This window comes from Brenneria uluponensis (assembly GCF_032395385.1).
Taxonomy (GTDB): domain Bacteria; phylum Pseudomonadota; class Gammaproteobacteria; order Enterobacterales; family Enterobacteriaceae; genus Prodigiosinella; species Prodigiosinella aquatilis.
In genome coordinates this window covers 4,328,470-4,343,947 of sequence record NZ_CP135917.1, presented here as the reverse complement: position 1 = coordinate 4,343,947, position 15,478 = coordinate 4,328,470, and the positions used below count along the sequence as shown (strand labels likewise).

Sequence of the window (15,478 nt, the reverse complement as noted above, 5' to 3'; positions counted from 1 at the left end):
CCATCAAGTCCAATTAGACTAATTCCCCTTCTCTTTCATCGACAAGCCAGGTGTTGCCATTCATCATTCCACTGGCTACGGCCAAAGGTTGCTCACTTACATTAAGGATGTTAGGCAGGTGGAAAAACTCTTTTTTCGTACCAAAAGGCATGTCTGAGACTACTCTAATCAAGCTTAAAAATTCTTGTTTTAACTGATTTTTCGTGGCTGTACTGTAATCTATCATTATGAAATCCTTGTCTTTATATTAAGAGTAATACTACTAAGCCAATTATTTTTATACCGTAGATAGAATGTAAGCGCCGTTAAATCGACGTACTCCCCCTATCCATACTGCGGCACATTTTTTAAAAAAGGGACCAGGTCCACATTCCAGGGCAATAACGCGTCGAGTTTTTCTTGCGTATCCGCCTCGCCGATGTGATCCAGCACATACTGGATATACGCCGTCGGCTCTAACTGATTGGTCTTCGCCGTTTCGATCAAGGAATAACACCCGGCACTGGCGCTGGCGCCCTGCGAACTGTCGGCAAATAGCCATGCCTTGCGACCGACCGCAAACGGGCGGATGGCATTTTCCGCCAACGCATTGCTGATGTTCACCTGCCCATGATCGCAATAGCCTATCAATTCTGCCCAGTGGTTGAGCGTGTAGTCCATGGCCTGACGGGTCAGCGAGCCTTTCATTATCTTGCCGACATTCTGCTCCAGCCATAGTTTAAAGGCATTGAGCAACGGCAGGCTATATTGCTGACGGGCCAGGTATTTGTCCGCTTCACTGCGCCCCTGCAGGCTCCGTTCGATCCCATACAGTTTACTGATGTAGCCCAGCGCCACATCCGCTTTAGTGGGTTTGCCTTTGGCAGATTTGGCATTCCTGGGAACCGCTTTGCCCGCTTCAATATATTTGCGCCGGGCATGATCTCAGCAGCCGATACGCACGAGATTGTTTTCACGGCACACCGCGTCATAACCGGCATAGCCATCGGTTTGCAAAATACCGGTGAATCCCGCCAACAGGCGCACGGGAACACTACCCGCGCGGCTCGGGTCATACTCGAACAGCACTGAAGGTTTATCGGGGGGGCCACCGCGTATCACCCACATCCATTTGTCCGATTGGGCGGTTTTGCCTTCTTCTTTCAGCACCTGGATGCGGGATTCATCCATTTGCAGGTAACGGCCACTGTTTTGCACGTCACGCAACCTGGCCAGCAGCGGGGCAAATACCTTGGCTAACCGGATGATCCAGTGGGCCATATTGGTGCGGCCTACCGGGTGGCCACTGCGGGCAAGCATGTTTTCCAGGCGGTACAGCGGCAGCCCATCGGCATATTTGGCGACGATGATATACGCCAGCAAGGCGGTGGTGGCAAAACATTTGCCCAGCGGATGGACCGGGCGGCGGGCAGCCACAATAAACTCCTCGCCATCGCGGTCAAACACCGCTTTTTCCTGCCAGTATTCGATGACTTTTAATTGGGCGGGAATAAACGCCAGCTCTTCTTTAACCTTGCTGAAGAAGGTGGCGCGGGCGCCGGCTTTTTCTTCGTCGGACAGGCACAACTCCACACGTTCACGCAGCAGGTTGGCGGAGAAACCGCGTTGGCGTTTTTGGGTGCCAGACGGCGGTGGGGGCGGCGATACGTCATCCGGCAGTTGAGCCAACAAGGACTCCATTGCCACGTCCAGTTCGGCTTCATCGAACAAGGCAATCTGGTCAGTATGCCGCTCACTGCTGGCGGCAAACTGTTGGGCTTTTTTGAGGCGGAGCAGTTCTTCGAGTAGGGCGATATAACATTCGCGATGTTGAAGCTGTTGCTGAAGTTCCTCGACCTGCGCCAGCAATTCAACCGCAGATAAACTGCGGTTGTCTGGGTTTTCGGCTGGCGGGAAAGTGGGCGTTTTCATGGTTAAATTATAACAAAAACAGCCACCTGATGCTTCCTGTTTCGACTAATTAACGCCATCATAATGCAGTTTTTTATGCCCATTGAGTAGACTGATATCGTAACCATCAAGCAGCCAGTTAATCTGCTCCCCGGTCAGGGGTAACAGGTCATCGGCCAGACTGGGCCATTTGAACTTCTCCTCTGCCAGCGCCTTGTAATAAAGGACAAAACCATTGTCTTCCCACATCAGACATTTGATTTTATTGCGCTGGCGGTTAGTAAAAGCATACAGCGCCCCGGTAAAAGGATCGTGTCCCAATTCCTGTTCTATCAGCGCCGCCAGCCCGTTGACCTGCTTGCGGAAATCGATGGGTGCGCGATAAAGAAAAATCTGTGGCATCGCCAGCGCCGGGCGTAAGTCACGGTTACGCATCAGAGTTGCCTGAGAATAGCGCCCAGCAGGGAAACATTGCGGTCATTAAGACCGGTGATCACCAGGCCATTGGGCAATGAGAGTGTCAGCTCGGTTGGGGTGTCGACGTGGGTGATGTCGGCGGTGACTTTGGCAAACCCTGGGGCCCGCGCTTGAGTCGGGTTATCGGTACAATATTTTTGCCGCCAGTAAACAAACTGGTGGTATGTCAGCTGCTGTTGCTGGCAGAAAACCTGGCCAGAAAGACCGGATGCTTGCCAGGTGGTGATCTGTTCGCGCCAATGCTCGGCCCGCTGTTGAGATGTCATGATTGCGCCCTGCATTTATGGTAGACAGCGGCAGTGTGGCGCAGTTAATCACTGAAAAAAAGATGCCGATTTAAGGGCGCTTACGATAGAACAAGTAAAAGCCACCCCCTCAACCTCACTCACTCTGACTTTTCTTCCGAGGATATGCATTAGTGTTCAAATGCTGAACAATGATGTATTACCTGCGCGGTCAATTACGCAAACAAGGTTCTATGGCAAAGGTTCTCTTGGCAAAAAAAGTAACGATATTAACCATAAGAATGTCAGCCCCATAAAGATACCCATTTACTATCTTGTGGCATAGGGGTAACTCCTTATTATCGAATTTACGATCCGTGCACTACAATAGTGTTCCCGGAATTTTACGTTGCCTTTAAAATAAGCGTAAAATTCTGGGACCACCTTTTTTCAATGGCAACAAAAAAGCCACTCTTGAGAGTGGCTTAATGTGCTGATTTTACAGCTAAAATTTGGTGGCCCCTCCCCGGCTTGAACGGGGGACCAAGCGATTATGAGAACCATAATGACTAACCTGAAAACAACAACTTGGTTTATAATCATATGGTTATAACATCAATATAAGGTTTTATGAGGCAATATATCTATGTTTATGAGACACTTTTGCGACATTTTCAACTAAAGGTTATACATCACCCTCTGTAGGCATAAGGGAGTAGAGATCGTTGGGCATTACGCTGAAATAAGACCATAAATCGACGAGCTGCGTTGCTTTGGGATGAAATTTGCGAATATAGCATTCAAGCCAAAAGCGCTCGCAATTTGGAATTATCACCTTGAAAATCGATTTTGCCCTTTCTTTAAGATCCCCATTTTCTATGGCATCGATTCTTAGCAAAATTTCATAAATTATGTCTGCTTCCTCTCTAAAAATCTCAATGTCATTTTCTGTAAATCTTGTGACACAAGCGTCAATAATATCTTCTTCTCTTGTTGGTTCTGCATGGCGAAATTTGTTTTTTACCGTATCCCCGAGCCAACTAAATGCGTAGTTTCTGTCTTGAGAGAATAACTTTTTTTTGTTTATGGATGCGTCAAGTATTTTTGAAAGCTCAATTATTTCGTTAATCGTATTTGAATTTTTAGACAATTCAAAGAATTTTTGATTTGCATCATTAATTTTAAATAAAGTGACTACTAAAACTATCACGCTTGCGAGAGCAAAGATTGGGCCATAGACACCACCAATATAAGAGCCAAAGGCTGCCCATTCACTTGATTCAGATGATAATGATTTATGAAATATTATAAAGTATAATGCTAAAGGTATTACAAAAACTATTAAGCTAAGAAAGCTTATTGTTTTTTTTAAACGAAGGAGTTTCTTTATTAGTGTGACAGTCTTTTTAAGGGTGTTCATATTCCACCAATGGATTGTATTTAAGTACATCCTCAAAATGTTCGGGCGCAAAATGTGCATAACGCATGGTCATTTTTATATCAGTATGCCCGAGGATTCTTTGAAGAACTAATATGTTACCGCCATTCATCATGAAATGGCTGGCAAAGGTATGGCGTAAAACATGAGTCATTTGACCATCAGGTAATTCAATACCCGTTCTTTCCAGTGCTGAGCGAAACGCATAATAACAGTTAGTAAATAGCCCTCCGTTCTTTTTCGGTAATTCAGCCGCCAGTTCTGGAGCGATAGGGATTGTCCGATTTTTCTTTCCCTTGGTTTTAACAAAGGTAACTTTGTTATCCGATACTTGGGAACACCGCAGGTTTTGCGCTTCACTCCACCGTGCACCAGTCGCAAGGCATAGCTTCACAACGATTTCCAGATCTCCGGCGCTACTATTCCGGCACTCTTCCAGTAACCTATCAATCTGCTCGTTAGTGAGATAGGCCATTTCGCTTTCATCGGTGCGAAACTGTCGAACGTCTTCCAGTGGGTTAGGTGCTTTCCATTCGCCAAGTCGTTTTAGTTCGTTAAATACCGCCAAGAAATAAGCGTGTTCAAGATTCATTGTTCGTGGGGACACTTGGCTAACACGTTTAGTGCGCGCAAAGTGGCCTTCAAGCCTTTTAGCTCGGTAGGCTGTAAAAAGTTGGGCATTAAATTCAGTAGCTAGTGGCGACCCCATACACTCCGCTGCCCAAAGCATGGCGCTCCGTCTTTTCTCACCATCGCGTAGCGTAATACCATGTCGTTCAAACCAGAGGTGAACAAGGTCAGACAAACGGCGTTTATCTTTCCCGTCACCAAGCCAGGGCGCATCTTCAATTTTTTGTAGGGTGTAGTTTTCAAAGGCCAGAGCTTCGCCTTTAGTCGCAAATTTTTTACGGACACGTTTACCTTGTTTTCCATCGCTACGGTTAACGGTATAAAAATCCGCGAGCCAATCACCGCTTTTTAACTTACGTACACTCATATTATTGAATAGTGAGAACGACTCTACCTAATACTGTAATGTCATCAATATTGCAGTCAAAGGCCACGCCCGCACCTTCAACTTTCAATCGTTTGACAGGGATACGTGTTAGAGACCTCACACTTATTTTTCCTTCGATATTGACTAGCCATAGCCCATCGCTGACTAATTCTAAATGTAAATCAACTATGTATTGCGTGTCTGAGTCAACCACTAACTGAGGCTTATTGGGGAACGTGCGTGGCTCAATGAATAGTGATTTATCGAGCAAGACATAGCCTGCATCAATAAGCTCACCTCTAATTAGACTTTTTCTAACAACACTTGTAGAGGTAGTGCCATTATCTTGATGTTTTTCACCAGATCCTGTCAATAACCATTCAAGCGTTACTCCTGTTTCCATCATGCATTGCACCATAATGTCACTGGGCAAACCGCCGCGTTTGTAGCGCGCCGCTAGTGAGCTAGATGCTATGTCTAGATGGTCAGCAAGGTGAGCTTTCTGAGTAAATCCATAGGCTTCAATCACTCGGTCCAAAATTGGGCCACTACCTGCATCGGGGTTTATACGGAATCTAGCCATAAAATTTTAAAGCTAGATTAAATCTACAAATATTGACATGTAGATAATATCTAGCTAATCTCCATCTTGTAGTTAGTTTTTGACTGTCATTGACTGATATTGCCGTATCAATCTAATCAGGAGTTTGCCTTATGCGTCCCAACATTACAATTATCATCCCTGAACCATACCTCCCCTTAGACGAGTATTGCCGTCGCACTGGCACCAATAAAGAAACAGCCAGAAACCTGATTGAATACGGGAAATTGCCTATCAAACCGAAAGGTCAGCAAAAGAAAGGGCTGGTCGAAGTGAATATGGCTGCCTTGACGATCCAAGCCTTGAGTCAGTGTGACATTTCGCTTAACGCGAACTAATCATTGCGATTTAGGACGACGATAACCATGTTTGATTACCAGATCGCCAAACAGCCACTTTTTGATGATGCCTGCCGAAAATTTGCCAGTCAGCAGAATCTGGTCGATGTGGCAAACGCCGTCAACATACGGCCGCAAATGCTGCGCAACAAATTGAACCCGGAACAGCCTCATAAACTGACATGTGAAGAATTGCTGACCATCACTGATGTGACCGAAGACGCCACACTAATTGATGGCCTACTGGCACAGCTCAAATGTATGCCCGCCGTTCCCATGAACGAAGCGAACGCCGAACGCATCACCACTTACGTGTTGCAGGCTACCGCCGCGATGGGGGCCGTAGCGGCAGAAAGCGTCTCTACCGAACGCATGAGCCAGACACGACGCCACGCATTTATCAGCAGTATTAATTCCGGTATCAAATATCTGTCATTAGTTGGCTTGTCGCTGCAAACACGCATCCAGGCAAACCCGGCGCTGGCGTCCACCGTAGACGCTATCAGCGGGATAGGCGCAAGTTTGAGCTGAATAACAACACCAGGGGAAACCACGCGCCGGGCGTGGTGAAACATCCCGGCACCTATTCGCAACTGCCTATTTGTGGGCTGTTACCAACAGGAGGGAACAATGCAAAAACCGATATCTGTTGCACCCTTTCTCTGGCGTCACCAGGTAGAGAAACCACTCCCCGCCGAGATCCGTCACGGGAAAGGTAAACAGGGGATCATTATCCGGCCCGATGGCCGTCGCTGGGCACCACCCAAAGGCACGTTCAAAGACTTATTCAGGAGGAATTCATGAACCAGCATTACGCATTTACTGCCGGGCACCTGAACACCATGCCAGGCAACTTACGCGCCCTGATTGGCAAACACTTTGCCGGTAGCCGCTGGCAGCAATCTTGTGATTTTTACAATCACCTACCTGAACGTTACCGAGCAGCGGTTGTTTTCCATGCCGGGCTTAATCAGAGCGTTGCGGTTTATCACCTTGAAGAAATGGAAACCAACGTTTGCGAACGGGTGATCGGCGCACTAGATGAATTACGCAGCGCCTTTGCTAAATACCGTAAACACGAAACTAGCAATACTACGTTTATTCAGCGTTTATCTATTAGCGAAAGAAAATCGTTATTTTTCCATGCCGGATTATCTGCCGAGGAATTTAATCAACCAATCTGGCGTATTGAAAGCGATAGCTGTGAATGGAAACCCGCGTTAATTCGCTCATTGCAGGAGCTGTTAAGCGCGTTCGACGATTCACCCGCTATTTTGACCAGTATTAAACCCGAAATTTATACCCGTTAATTAACGCCCGGAAAAATCAGACGCTTCACCGCGTCGGGCATTCTTTTACCTGAAATAAGAGAAGTACCGCGATGAGAAATATCGAAACAAGAAAAACAGACGTTAGTGCAGACGGTTTTTTATCTCTGCTGAATAAAGCCCGGATGGATGAACGCGCTAATCAGCACCTGTATGTTTCGGCTCGACTGGACAAACTGGCTATTCATATCCAGAAAAATGAATTGTCAGGCAAAGAGGTCGCCGAACTGCTGCGTATCGAGGCGGCAAACTTTGAACGCTCTGCACAGGAACTGCGCTAATGGATTTGATGGATATGGCGCAAGAGCGCGAAGAACTGATCCGCGAAAACCAGATTCAGAAAGCCCGGCAACCGCTGGGCCGTTTGGTATCTGCCTTTTTCTGTGAAGAGTGCGACGCCCCAATCCCGGAAGCCCGCCGCATTGCCATTCCGGGCGTCGCCTTGTGTGTGAATTGTCAGGAAGTCACTGAGCTGAAAAATAAACACTACCGGGGGAATTTATGAATAACGTCATGATTGATTTAGAAACGCTGGGAAAAAATAAAAATGCGCCGCTGGCATCAATTGGGGCGGTGTTTTTTGAACCAGAAACGGGCGCACTGAATTATAGGTTTTATTGCCGTGTCGATTTTGAAAATGACATGAAGAACGGTGCTGCCCCCGATGGTGACACAATTAAATGGTGGTTGAGGCAGTCGTCAGAGGCGCGGGCGGAGCTGGTCAGCGATGACGCTATTCCTGTATGGGATGCCGTAAACCGTCTTGGCGACTGGTTGACAGATAACGCCGATGACCTGAAGACGCTGCGAGTCTGGGCTAATAGTCCATCTTTCGATTGCGAAATTTTGAAATCTGCGTTTGAGCGTACCGATACCGATATTCCTTGGAATTACTGGAATGAACGTGATGTACGGACGATGAAGGAAATCGGTTTTGTCGTAATGGACATGGGGTGTTTTATTGGTACGGCGGAAACTGTTGGCGTCAAACATAACGCTCTGGATGACGCCATTCAGCAGGTTGCGCTAGTTTCTGCCGTCTGGCAGAAAATTCATTCTGCGGCCGGGGGTACCAAATGATCCGTCCGTTCATCAAATGGGCGGGGGGTAAAACCCGCGTCCTACCCGATTTGCTGCCACACCTTCCCGCCGCTGATTGCCTGATTGAACCGTTTGTCGGCGGTGCGTCGGTGTTCCTGAATACTGATTACCGCCGCTATGTGCTGGCCGATATTAACCCGGATCTTATTAACCTCTATCGTTGCGTAACCAGCCACACGGATTTGGTTATCGAAGCCGCGCAGGAAATCTTTGAAAAATTCAACAATGCCGAGGGCTACGGCAAAATTCGCACTGCTTTCAACACTCAGCGGCGATCCGCGCGTATGTGTGCGCATACGCTGGAGAATATTGGACGCGCTGCGCAATTCCTCTACCTGAACCGCCATTGTTATAACGGCGTTTGCCGTTACAGCAAGAAGACCGGCTTTAATGTGCCGTTTGGCAAGTATAAAAACGTCTACTTTCCTGAAAATGAAATTCTCCTGTTTGCCGAAAAGGCCAATGATACAAAGGCGATATTTCTTTGCGCGCCGTTTCAGCAATCACTACAGTTTGTCACCGGTGGCGATGTTGTTGTTTACTGCGATCCGCCGTACCTGCCTGAGAGCAAAACAGCCGACTTTACCCAATACCACACCGAACCATTTACGGAAAACAACCACCGCCAGTTAGTCCAGGCACTGCTGGAAGTTAACCGTAAGCATGGCGCGAAAGTCGTTATTTCCAACAGTGACACCGAAGCCACCCGCGAGATTTACCAACACTACCAATTCTATGAAATCAATGTAACGCGCTCTGTTGGGGCGGCTGGTCGGTCACGTAAAAAAACTGAAGAAGTGATCGGCGTGCTGGGGTGTGGCGGCCACGGCTGTGGGGTGTGCCCATACTGCGTTCCGCTGTGGTGGGGTTTGGATATGGCTGCGCCTGCGCAGGGTGAAGTGGAGGTGTTTTGATGGATGTTATTGATCTTTTCGCCGGATTTGGTGGCTCATCAACAGGCGCGCGGATGGCCGGTATGCGCGTTGTCTGGGCCGCAAATCACTGGCCCGTTGCAGTTGACTATCATCGAGCCAATCATCCAGATGCGCACCATGTCTGTCAGGATTTACATCAGGCAGATTGGGCTGCTGTTCCTGCGCACGATCTGATGATGGCGTCACCGTGCTGCCAAGGGCATAGCCGGGCGCGCGGAAAAGCCGCCGGGAATCCGCAGCATGATGCAAGTCGCTCGACTGCATGGGCTGTTGTGTCAGCAGCAGAATATCACAGGCCGTCAGTGGTGATTGTTGAGAATGTGCCTGAATTTCTGAGCTGGACGCTATATCCGGCATGGTTGGCGGCAATGGCGGCTTTGGGTTATGCACTATCGCCGCATATTGTTGATTGTGCTGATCTGGGGGTTCCTCAGAATCGCGTCCGATTGTTTCTGATCTGCACTCGCAGTCGCTCCCCGCTATTACTCGATCTGCCACACGTCAGCCATGTTTCTGCCGCGACGTTCATTGATTTTGATGACGGAAAATGGTCACTGATAAATCGTCCGGGTCGTGCGATATCAACGCTTGAGCGTATCGAAAACGGTCGCCGGCAGTTCGGCGAGCGATTCATTTTTAGTTACTACGGAAACACACGCTCGGGGCGCTCAATTGACAGGCCAATAGGCACAATTACAACACGTGATCGCTGGGCTGTTGTTGATGGTGGTCGCATGCGGATGGTGACAAAGCGTGAGGTAATGGCCGCGATGTCTTTCCCGTCATCGTATGTCACGCCGCATAGCCACCGCATGACTGTTCACCTGGCTGGAAATGCTGTGCCGCCTGTTGCCATGCGGCGGATTATTGAATCTGTGAGAGCGTCCGTGTGAATCAAGAATGGGCTTATCCATGGAACGCTCCTCGCCCCGCCATCGGCCCCGATGAAAGAGCGCTTACCCGTGAAGAAATCCTTCAGGGGCAAGCGGTTTTATCCCGCCTGCATACCTTACCGCGCTTTCTGGCGGCCCGCTTCCGCAGCCGTTACGAGTATCTGAAAAAATCCCAGGGATTAGCCGCCGCCTTTCGTTATCTGGTGCTGACCGTTGAGCGCCGATTGTGGCCACGGATTGAGGCTATCAATCTGCGCCACGGGGTTGATCTGCGCCGGGCGCTGGATGAATCCGACGGCTTTCGCCATCTGCCAGACATGACCGACCCAGATTTAAAACAGTTTGCCCGTCGCATTGCCCGGCAAGTCAGCAAAAACTACGAATGGCTGAGTGATGACTATCTAACGGAACATGGCCCGGATAATGCGGTGCTGTTTACCCACAAAGCGCAAAGCCACCTGTATGGCAAAATCGCCGGGATGTGCCGCGCATTTAACGTCAGGCCGTTGCACTGGCGCAAGTATTGCCGGGGAAAACTGGATATGCGCAGCGCCTTTGCCGCGCTGGTTCGTTTGTGTAACGAGGAGTGGTGGGAGCGCCAGTTGAAAGCCCAGCGTACCCGCTGGCGTGAAGCCTTCCTGATAGCTATCGGCCAGGTCAACAAGGACGCATCACCCTACGCCAGCAAACAGGCGATCCGCGAAGTCTATTCCCACCGTCTTGCTAACCTTGAATTCCTGAAAAGCTGTGAAGTGGAGAACGTCGCTACCGGGGAACGTTTCGACCTGATAGACAAGGTGATGGCGAGTATCTCTAACCCGGAGATCCGGCGCATGGAGTTGATGAGCACCATCGCCGGTATTGAGCGTTATGCCAGCGAACAGAATGACGTCGGTATGTTTATCACCCTTACGACACCCTCCAAATATCACCCGACGCGAGTGATCGGCAAAGCCCGGAAAGTGCAGTTTAACCGAAATTGGGACCGGGAAGCTTTCACGCCGAAAGACGGGCAGCGCTACCTGGTGCGGGTGTGGGGGCTAATGCGCACCGCGTTTAAAGATAATGATCTACAGGTGTATGGGATGCGTGTTGTTGAACCACATCACGACGGAACGCCGCACTGGCACATGATGCTGTTTTGTGAAAAAGGGCAGCGTCAGCAGATTATCGACATAATGCGCCGCTATGCCTTGAAAGACGATGGCGACGAACCCGGCGCACAAGAAAACCGCTTTGACTGCAAGCACCTGAACAAAGGCGGAGCCGCAGGCTATATCGCTAAATACATTGCCAAGAATATTGACGGCTACGCGCTGGATGGCGAGTTGGACAGTGAAACCGGTAAGCCATTGAAGGACGCGGCGTCCGCCGTTACCGCCTGGGCGGCAACGTGGCGTATCCCTCAATTTCACCCGATTGGTATCCCGACAATGGGTGCGTATCGCGAGTGCCGCCGTATTCGTGACTGTTTGCTGGCCGACCAATTTGACGAACAAGTAGAGGCAGTCCGCTTTGCCGCCGATAACGGAGATTTTGCCGCCTACATGAAAGCCCAGGGCGGCGCGAATGTGCCGCGTGACCAGCAAACTGTCCGCGTGGCGCGTACCCTGGCCGCCAACCTCAACAGCTACGATGAAGAAGTGCAAAAAGTGGTCGGGATCTTCTCGCCGCGTTATGGCACCGGCCAGGTATTTACCACCCGAGCCGATGAATGGCGCATCGTCCCAAAGGCCGTTGACGTTGAGGTTTTGCCGTTAAAAAGCGGCTCTGCCGCGTCTCGGAGTCCTGTCAATAACTGTGGATCGGGCATCGGCAGCACCGAGAAAAATCGCCACGTTAACCCACAAAATCAGGGCAACACGGCGTTTTCCGGGCCGCCCCCGATACCGATTGACTGGAATGATGAAGGAGCTGTGCTGTCGTTGGTAGTCGCAGCCCGAGGGCAAATAACACGGCGACGCACGCTACAACAGAATATTGACCCAACAACGGCCCCGCCGCGATCACCGTCGGCACGTTTAACCATGGCACAACGTCTGGAGTTAACCCGAATTCAAGCTGATTTGCATCGGCGAGGAATAGAAACAAGTCGTCAGGAACGTGAAGCGCTGGTTCGCGGTGCCACCCTGCGCGTGGATGGCGAAGATATTCGGTTGCCGTCAGAGTCCGTGGACGGGTGGGGGTGGTGAGGAATGGGAATAACCCCAATAACTCTATCTTGGTTGTTTATCGGGGTTATTAGGGTTATAATAATTTTATCGTAAGGTGATCGGGTGAAAGGATGGATAGCAAGACGCTAATAGCAGAAATAAAAACGGATGGTTGGGTTCTGGTTAGGGTTAACGGTAGTCATCACCATTTTACTCACCCGACTAAACCGGGGTTGGTGACAATCCCACACCCTAAAAAGGACTTGCCAATAGGCACAGTCAAAAGCATCAGGAAGCAAGCGGGGATTTAACCCCGCTTCACAGAGAGGGGCTAAATATGTTGTATCCAATTGCTATCGAGCCAGGCGACGAAAAACACGCGTATGGTGTGACTGTTCCCGATCTGCCGGGTTGCTTTTCTGCTGGTGATGCTCTTGATGAAGCAATGAGCAACGCGAAAGAAGCTATTACCGGTCACATTGAGTTGTTGATTGAGACGGGGGGCGATATTCCTGCTGTTTCCACTGTTCAGGATCTGGCGAAAAATCCGGAGTATGCGGGTTATACATGGGCGTTAGTTGATGTTGATATCTCCCGCCTGATGGGAGGCGCAGAAAAAATCAACGTCACGTTGCCAAAGGTATTGATTGACCGTATTGATCGTGTTGTTGCTTCCCATCCCGAATTTAAAAGCCGATCTGGTTTTCTTGCACAGGCTGCGCTGGAGCGGATCACAGTGATTCGCTAGGTTGTCCACTCACCGTAAAAAACCGCTTCGGCGGTTTTTTTTATTTTTGGTCAGGCCGTTGATAATTAATATTTACACTATTCACAATTTGAAATGTTATGTATATACTGTGTTTATATACAGTATTCGCAAGGGAGATAATGTGGATAAAGAGTTAGGTGAGCGTGTAATGTTAGAACGTGTGGAGCTGATTGCGCGCCTGACAACCGCAGGTGTATGTCAGGAAAGAGATCGAGAGATTGCCCTGGAGTTAATTGCTGAGCTTGCAAGGGGGAATTTGATGAAAAACAGGTCATCTTCGATCGTTTTTCCTTCCATGGGGCTAGAAAAACTGTAAATAGAAGTAGGTTAACAGATTAATGATGATATTTCGGTGGTTAACAAAACCAAAGGCTACGGTAATGTGTAACACAGTATTTATGCTAGATGAGTTAAAAATATTTGCTATATTGTGATGTTTTTTATACAAAAAGCATATTTTTTGGATTTTTTTCTTGGTGTTGTTAAATTTTGTTTGTATTTTAATGTGTTATGCTGATTTTTGTATTGTTTGAACAATTTTTACTTATTCTTTATATTAGAAAAGTTTTGTTTTTCATTCTGGGGATAATATGGATTTCGATCTTTTGGCTCATCCAATAATCAGCTGGGCTTTTGGTGGTATTGGAATTACCGTAGTCGGGTGGTTCATTAGTTTTTTTTTGAAAAAATTTCGGTCTAAAAATTTGGCGCTAGTTGTGCCATCATCAGAACAGAATCATAATGAACAAAGCGTAAATTTAAACATCTACAATGGTGCGACAGATACTCAAAATGAGAAAGGATGCACTATGAAAGATGACGAAATTAATTTAGGATGTAAAAAAAATAGCACAAAAATTCTTTTTATTGATGATGAAGTGAGATTCAAAGTTGTAAAAATTCTGCAGCGTGCTGGATGGGTTCACACAAAATTAATTAAGGATGCAGAAAGTCTTGATCAAGAAGAAATAAAATCTTCGCATATTATTTTTGTAGATATACAAGGTGTTGGTCTTGAATTGACTCCAAAGGAAGAAGGACTAGGGTTAGCCTCAGCTTTAAAACAAAAATATCCAGAAAAAAAGATTATAATTTATTCAGCGGAGCAAACGGGTGATCGGTTTCATGAGGCTCTTCGTGAAGTTGATGACTTTTTACCTAAGGATGCAGATCCTTATCAGTTTCAACGGATTGTTGAAGATTTCGCTTGATAATTAAAGGTGCTATATGACAAGTTTTATTTATAAAATAGTAGCTAGTGATGGTTGTGTTTTACATAATGGGATAGAAGAAGTATTGTTTGATAAGATAAAAAATTTGGATTCTTCTAATGTTAAGTTTCAGCATGACGGTCGGCTTCTAAGAGCATTGAAATTAAGTAATGAAGTTGGAACTATTTTTGCTATTTCTGATAATAAAGAAATGCTCAAAAGCTCAAAATTAATGAGATCTAGAGTCAATGTTATTTTGCTCAGTATCCCTATGTTACAAGATGCTTATCATAAAATTAAGGAAGAAACAAGAAAACATATTAATCGTTTAATACATAACTTGGTTACGTTGAATGCTCATAATATTCAAGAAGTATATTCTATAATCCCTCAAGAAATAATGCAGGATAAGAAAAAATCAGATTGGAAAGAAACTATTATTAAACAGGTGACAAATGAGCCTTATGAAACATCGTTATCCCTTGTAAGGGTAGCTAAGAATACTATGAAAATGAAAACGGAAATAGATGTATATAATACTCTTTTAAGTGATAATCCGAAAATTAATTTAAAGAGTCATGATATTCATCGTGTTATTATGAATGTTATGTATGTTTTTTTTCCTGACTTCACTGACAATGAGATAGTTGTTGATGTTTCCAAGTCAACTGATCGTGTTAATATGGATTATGAAACTTTCCATGTCGCAGTCTATCATATTATTGAGAATGCTGTAAAGTATATTAAACCGGGTTCGGATTTATCTATTTATTTTTCTAAAGACCCTTCAACAAAAAAATTATCAATATTTTTCAAAATGATTAGTCTGAGAATTGAACAATCAGAAGTAGATGATATTTTTATTGAGGGGTATTCTGGTGAAATGGCTAGGAAATCCAATCGAGCTGGTAGTGGAATTGGTATGTATAGGGCCAAATCTTTACTAAAACATAGCAATGCTATTTTAAAAGTAATTCCAGATTTTAACACGGCACATGAAGTAATCTTAGGTCGTGTATATCAGGAAAATGTTTTTGTTATAGAGTTTTAATGGAATTAACGAATCAAATAATACCCGATATTATTTGATTTTTAACGAATAATGAGAAGATCATATCATTAT

At 46.8% G+C, this 15,478-nt stretch carries 20 protein-coding genes and 3 pseudogenes; 15 read left to right on the top strand and 8 right to left on the bottom strand.

Going from position 1 to position 15,478, the window contains the following annotated elements:
• Window positions 1-13 precede the first annotated feature (13 nt).
• From RS889_RS20225 to RS889_RS20190, 8 genes and pseudogenes are all read right to left on the bottom strand, one after another.
• Window positions 14-226, bottom strand: coding sequence for a hypothetical protein (locus tag RS889_RS20225; RefSeq protein WP_315708510.1), 213 nt, complete (start codon window positions 224-226; stop codon window positions 14-16).
• 98 nt (window positions 227-324) lie between these two features.
• A pseudogene (gene tnpC / locus RS889_RS20220) lies at window positions 325-1,911 on the bottom strand (IS66 family transposase).
• Between the two features lie 45 nt (window positions 1,912-1,956).
• The gene (gene tnpB, locus RS889_RS20215) at window positions 1,957-2,325 is read right to left on the bottom strand and encodes an IS66 family insertion sequence element accessory protein TnpB (protein ID WP_290180505.1); all 369 of its coding nucleotides are present in this window, start codon (window positions 2,323-2,325) and stop codon (window positions 1,957-1,959) included.
• A complete protein-coding gene (gene tnpA / locus RS889_RS20210) occupies window positions 2,325-2,633 on the bottom strand; it encodes an IS66 family insertion sequence element accessory protein TnpA (protein WP_315707813.1) in 309 nt (102 codons plus the stop codon). The genes tnpB and tnpA overlap by 1 nt, the downstream gene beginning before the upstream one ends.
• Window positions 2,634-3,276: 643 nt before the next feature.
• A complete protein-coding gene (locus RS889_RS20205; protein ID WP_315708509.1) occupies window positions 3,277-4,011 on the bottom strand; it encodes a hypothetical protein in 735 nt (244 codons plus the stop codon).
• Entirely contained in the window at window positions 3,998-5,026 is a 1,029-nt protein-coding gene (locus RS889_RS20200; RefSeq protein ID WP_315708508.1) for a phage integrase, read from the bottom strand. Before RS889_RS20200 ends, RS889_RS20205 begins: the two co-directional genes overlap by 14 nt.
• A 1-nt stretch (window position 5,027) precedes the next feature.
• Window positions 5,028-5,432, bottom strand: coding sequence for a S24/S26 family peptidase (locus RS889_RS20195; protein ID WP_315711131.1), 405 nt, complete (start codon window positions 5,430-5,432; stop codon window positions 5,028-5,030).
• 6 nt (window positions 5,433-5,438) lie between these two features.
• Window positions 5,439-5,609: pseudogene (locus RS889_RS20190) on the bottom strand (helix-turn-helix domain-containing protein); the annotation flags it as partial.
• Between the two features lie 131 nt (window positions 5,610-5,740).
• Here RS889_RS20190 and RS889_RS20185 point away from each other — a divergent pair.
• From RS889_RS20185 to RS889_RS20115, 15 genes and pseudogenes are all read left to right on the top strand, one after another.
• Window positions 5,741-5,965 (top strand): regulator, encoded by a 225-nt coding sequence (locus RS889_RS20185; protein ID WP_290181513.1) that lies wholly within the window; start codon window positions 5,741-5,743, stop codon window positions 5,963-5,965.
• 27 nt (window positions 5,966-5,992) lie between these two features.
• Window positions 5,993-6,496 carry a phage regulatory CII family protein gene (locus RS889_RS20180; RefSeq protein ID WP_290181514.1) on the top strand — a complete coding sequence of 168 codons (504 nt, stop codon included), beginning with the start codon at window positions 5,993-5,995 and terminating at the stop codon, window positions 6,494-6,496.
• A gap of 99 nt (window positions 6,497-6,595) precedes the next feature.
• Complete coding sequence (locus RS889_RS20175) at window positions 6,596-6,769, top strand: hypothetical protein (protein ID WP_290180215.1); 174 nt, start codon at window positions 6,596-6,598, stop codon at window positions 6,767-6,769.
• Complete coding sequence (locus RS889_RS20170) at window positions 6,766-7,275, top strand: replication protein B (RefSeq protein WP_315708507.1); 510 nt, start codon at window positions 6,766-6,768, stop codon at window positions 7,273-7,275. The genes RS889_RS20175 and RS889_RS20170 overlap by 4 nt, the downstream gene beginning before the upstream one ends.
• 71 nt (window positions 7,276-7,346) lie before the next feature.
• Window positions 7,347-7,574: a DUF2732 family protein gene (locus tag RS889_RS20165; RefSeq protein WP_315708506.1), complete on the top strand. Its 228-nt coding sequence runs from the start codon at window positions 7,347-7,349 to the stop codon at window positions 7,572-7,574.
• Complete coding sequence (locus RS889_RS20160) at window positions 7,574-7,798, top strand: TraR/DksA C4-type zinc finger protein (RefSeq protein ID WP_315708505.1); 225 nt, start codon at window positions 7,574-7,576, stop codon at window positions 7,796-7,798. The genes RS889_RS20165 and RS889_RS20160 overlap by 1 nt, the downstream gene beginning before the upstream one ends.
• A complete protein-coding gene (locus RS889_RS20155; protein WP_315708504.1) occupies window positions 7,795-8,373 on the top strand; it encodes a 3'-5' exonuclease in 579 nt (192 codons plus the stop codon). Before RS889_RS20160 ends, RS889_RS20155 begins: the two co-directional genes overlap by 4 nt.
• Window positions 8,370-9,308: a DNA adenine methylase gene (locus RS889_RS20150; protein WP_315708503.1), complete on the top strand. Its 939-nt coding sequence runs from the start codon at window positions 8,370-8,372 to the stop codon at window positions 9,306-9,308. The genes RS889_RS20155 and RS889_RS20150 overlap by 4 nt, the downstream gene beginning before the upstream one ends.
• Complete coding sequence (locus RS889_RS20145; protein ID WP_315708502.1) at window positions 9,308-10,222, top strand: DNA cytosine methyltransferase; 915 nt, start codon at window positions 9,308-9,310, stop codon at window positions 10,220-10,222. Before RS889_RS20150 ends, RS889_RS20145 begins: the two co-directional genes overlap by 1 nt.
• A complete protein-coding gene (locus tag RS889_RS20140) occupies window positions 10,219-12,414 on the top strand; it encodes a replication endonuclease (RefSeq protein WP_425475091.1) in 2,196 nt (731 codons plus the stop codon). The genes RS889_RS20145 and RS889_RS20140 overlap by 4 nt, the downstream gene beginning before the upstream one ends.
• Before the next feature lie 92 nt (window positions 12,415-12,506).
• Window positions 12,507-12,686 (top strand): type II toxin-antitoxin system HicA family toxin, encoded by a 180-nt coding sequence (locus RS889_RS20135; RefSeq protein WP_290180226.1) that lies wholly within the window; start codon window positions 12,507-12,509, stop codon window positions 12,684-12,686.
• A 26-nt stretch (window positions 12,687-12,712) separates the two neighbouring features.
• Window positions 12,713-13,123, top strand: coding sequence for a type II toxin-antitoxin system HicB family antitoxin (locus RS889_RS20130; RefSeq protein ID WP_315708501.1), 411 nt, complete (start codon window positions 12,713-12,715; stop codon window positions 13,121-13,123).
• Window positions 13,124-13,265: 142 nt separating this feature from the next.
• Window positions 13,266-13,433, top strand: a pseudogene (locus RS889_RS20125) (DinI family protein); the annotation flags it as partial.
• A gap of 301 nt (window positions 13,434-13,734) precedes the next feature.
• A complete protein-coding gene (locus RS889_RS20120) occupies window positions 13,735-14,355 on the top strand; it encodes a DNA-binding transcriptional response regulator (RefSeq protein ID WP_315708499.1) in 621 nt (206 codons plus the stop codon).
• 16 nt (window positions 14,356-14,371) lie between these two features.
• Window positions 14,372-15,406: a histidine kinase gene (locus RS889_RS20115; protein WP_315708498.1), complete on the top strand. Its 1,035-nt coding sequence runs from the start codon at window positions 14,372-14,374 to the stop codon at window positions 15,404-15,406.
• Window positions 15,407-15,478 lie beyond the last annotated feature (72 nt).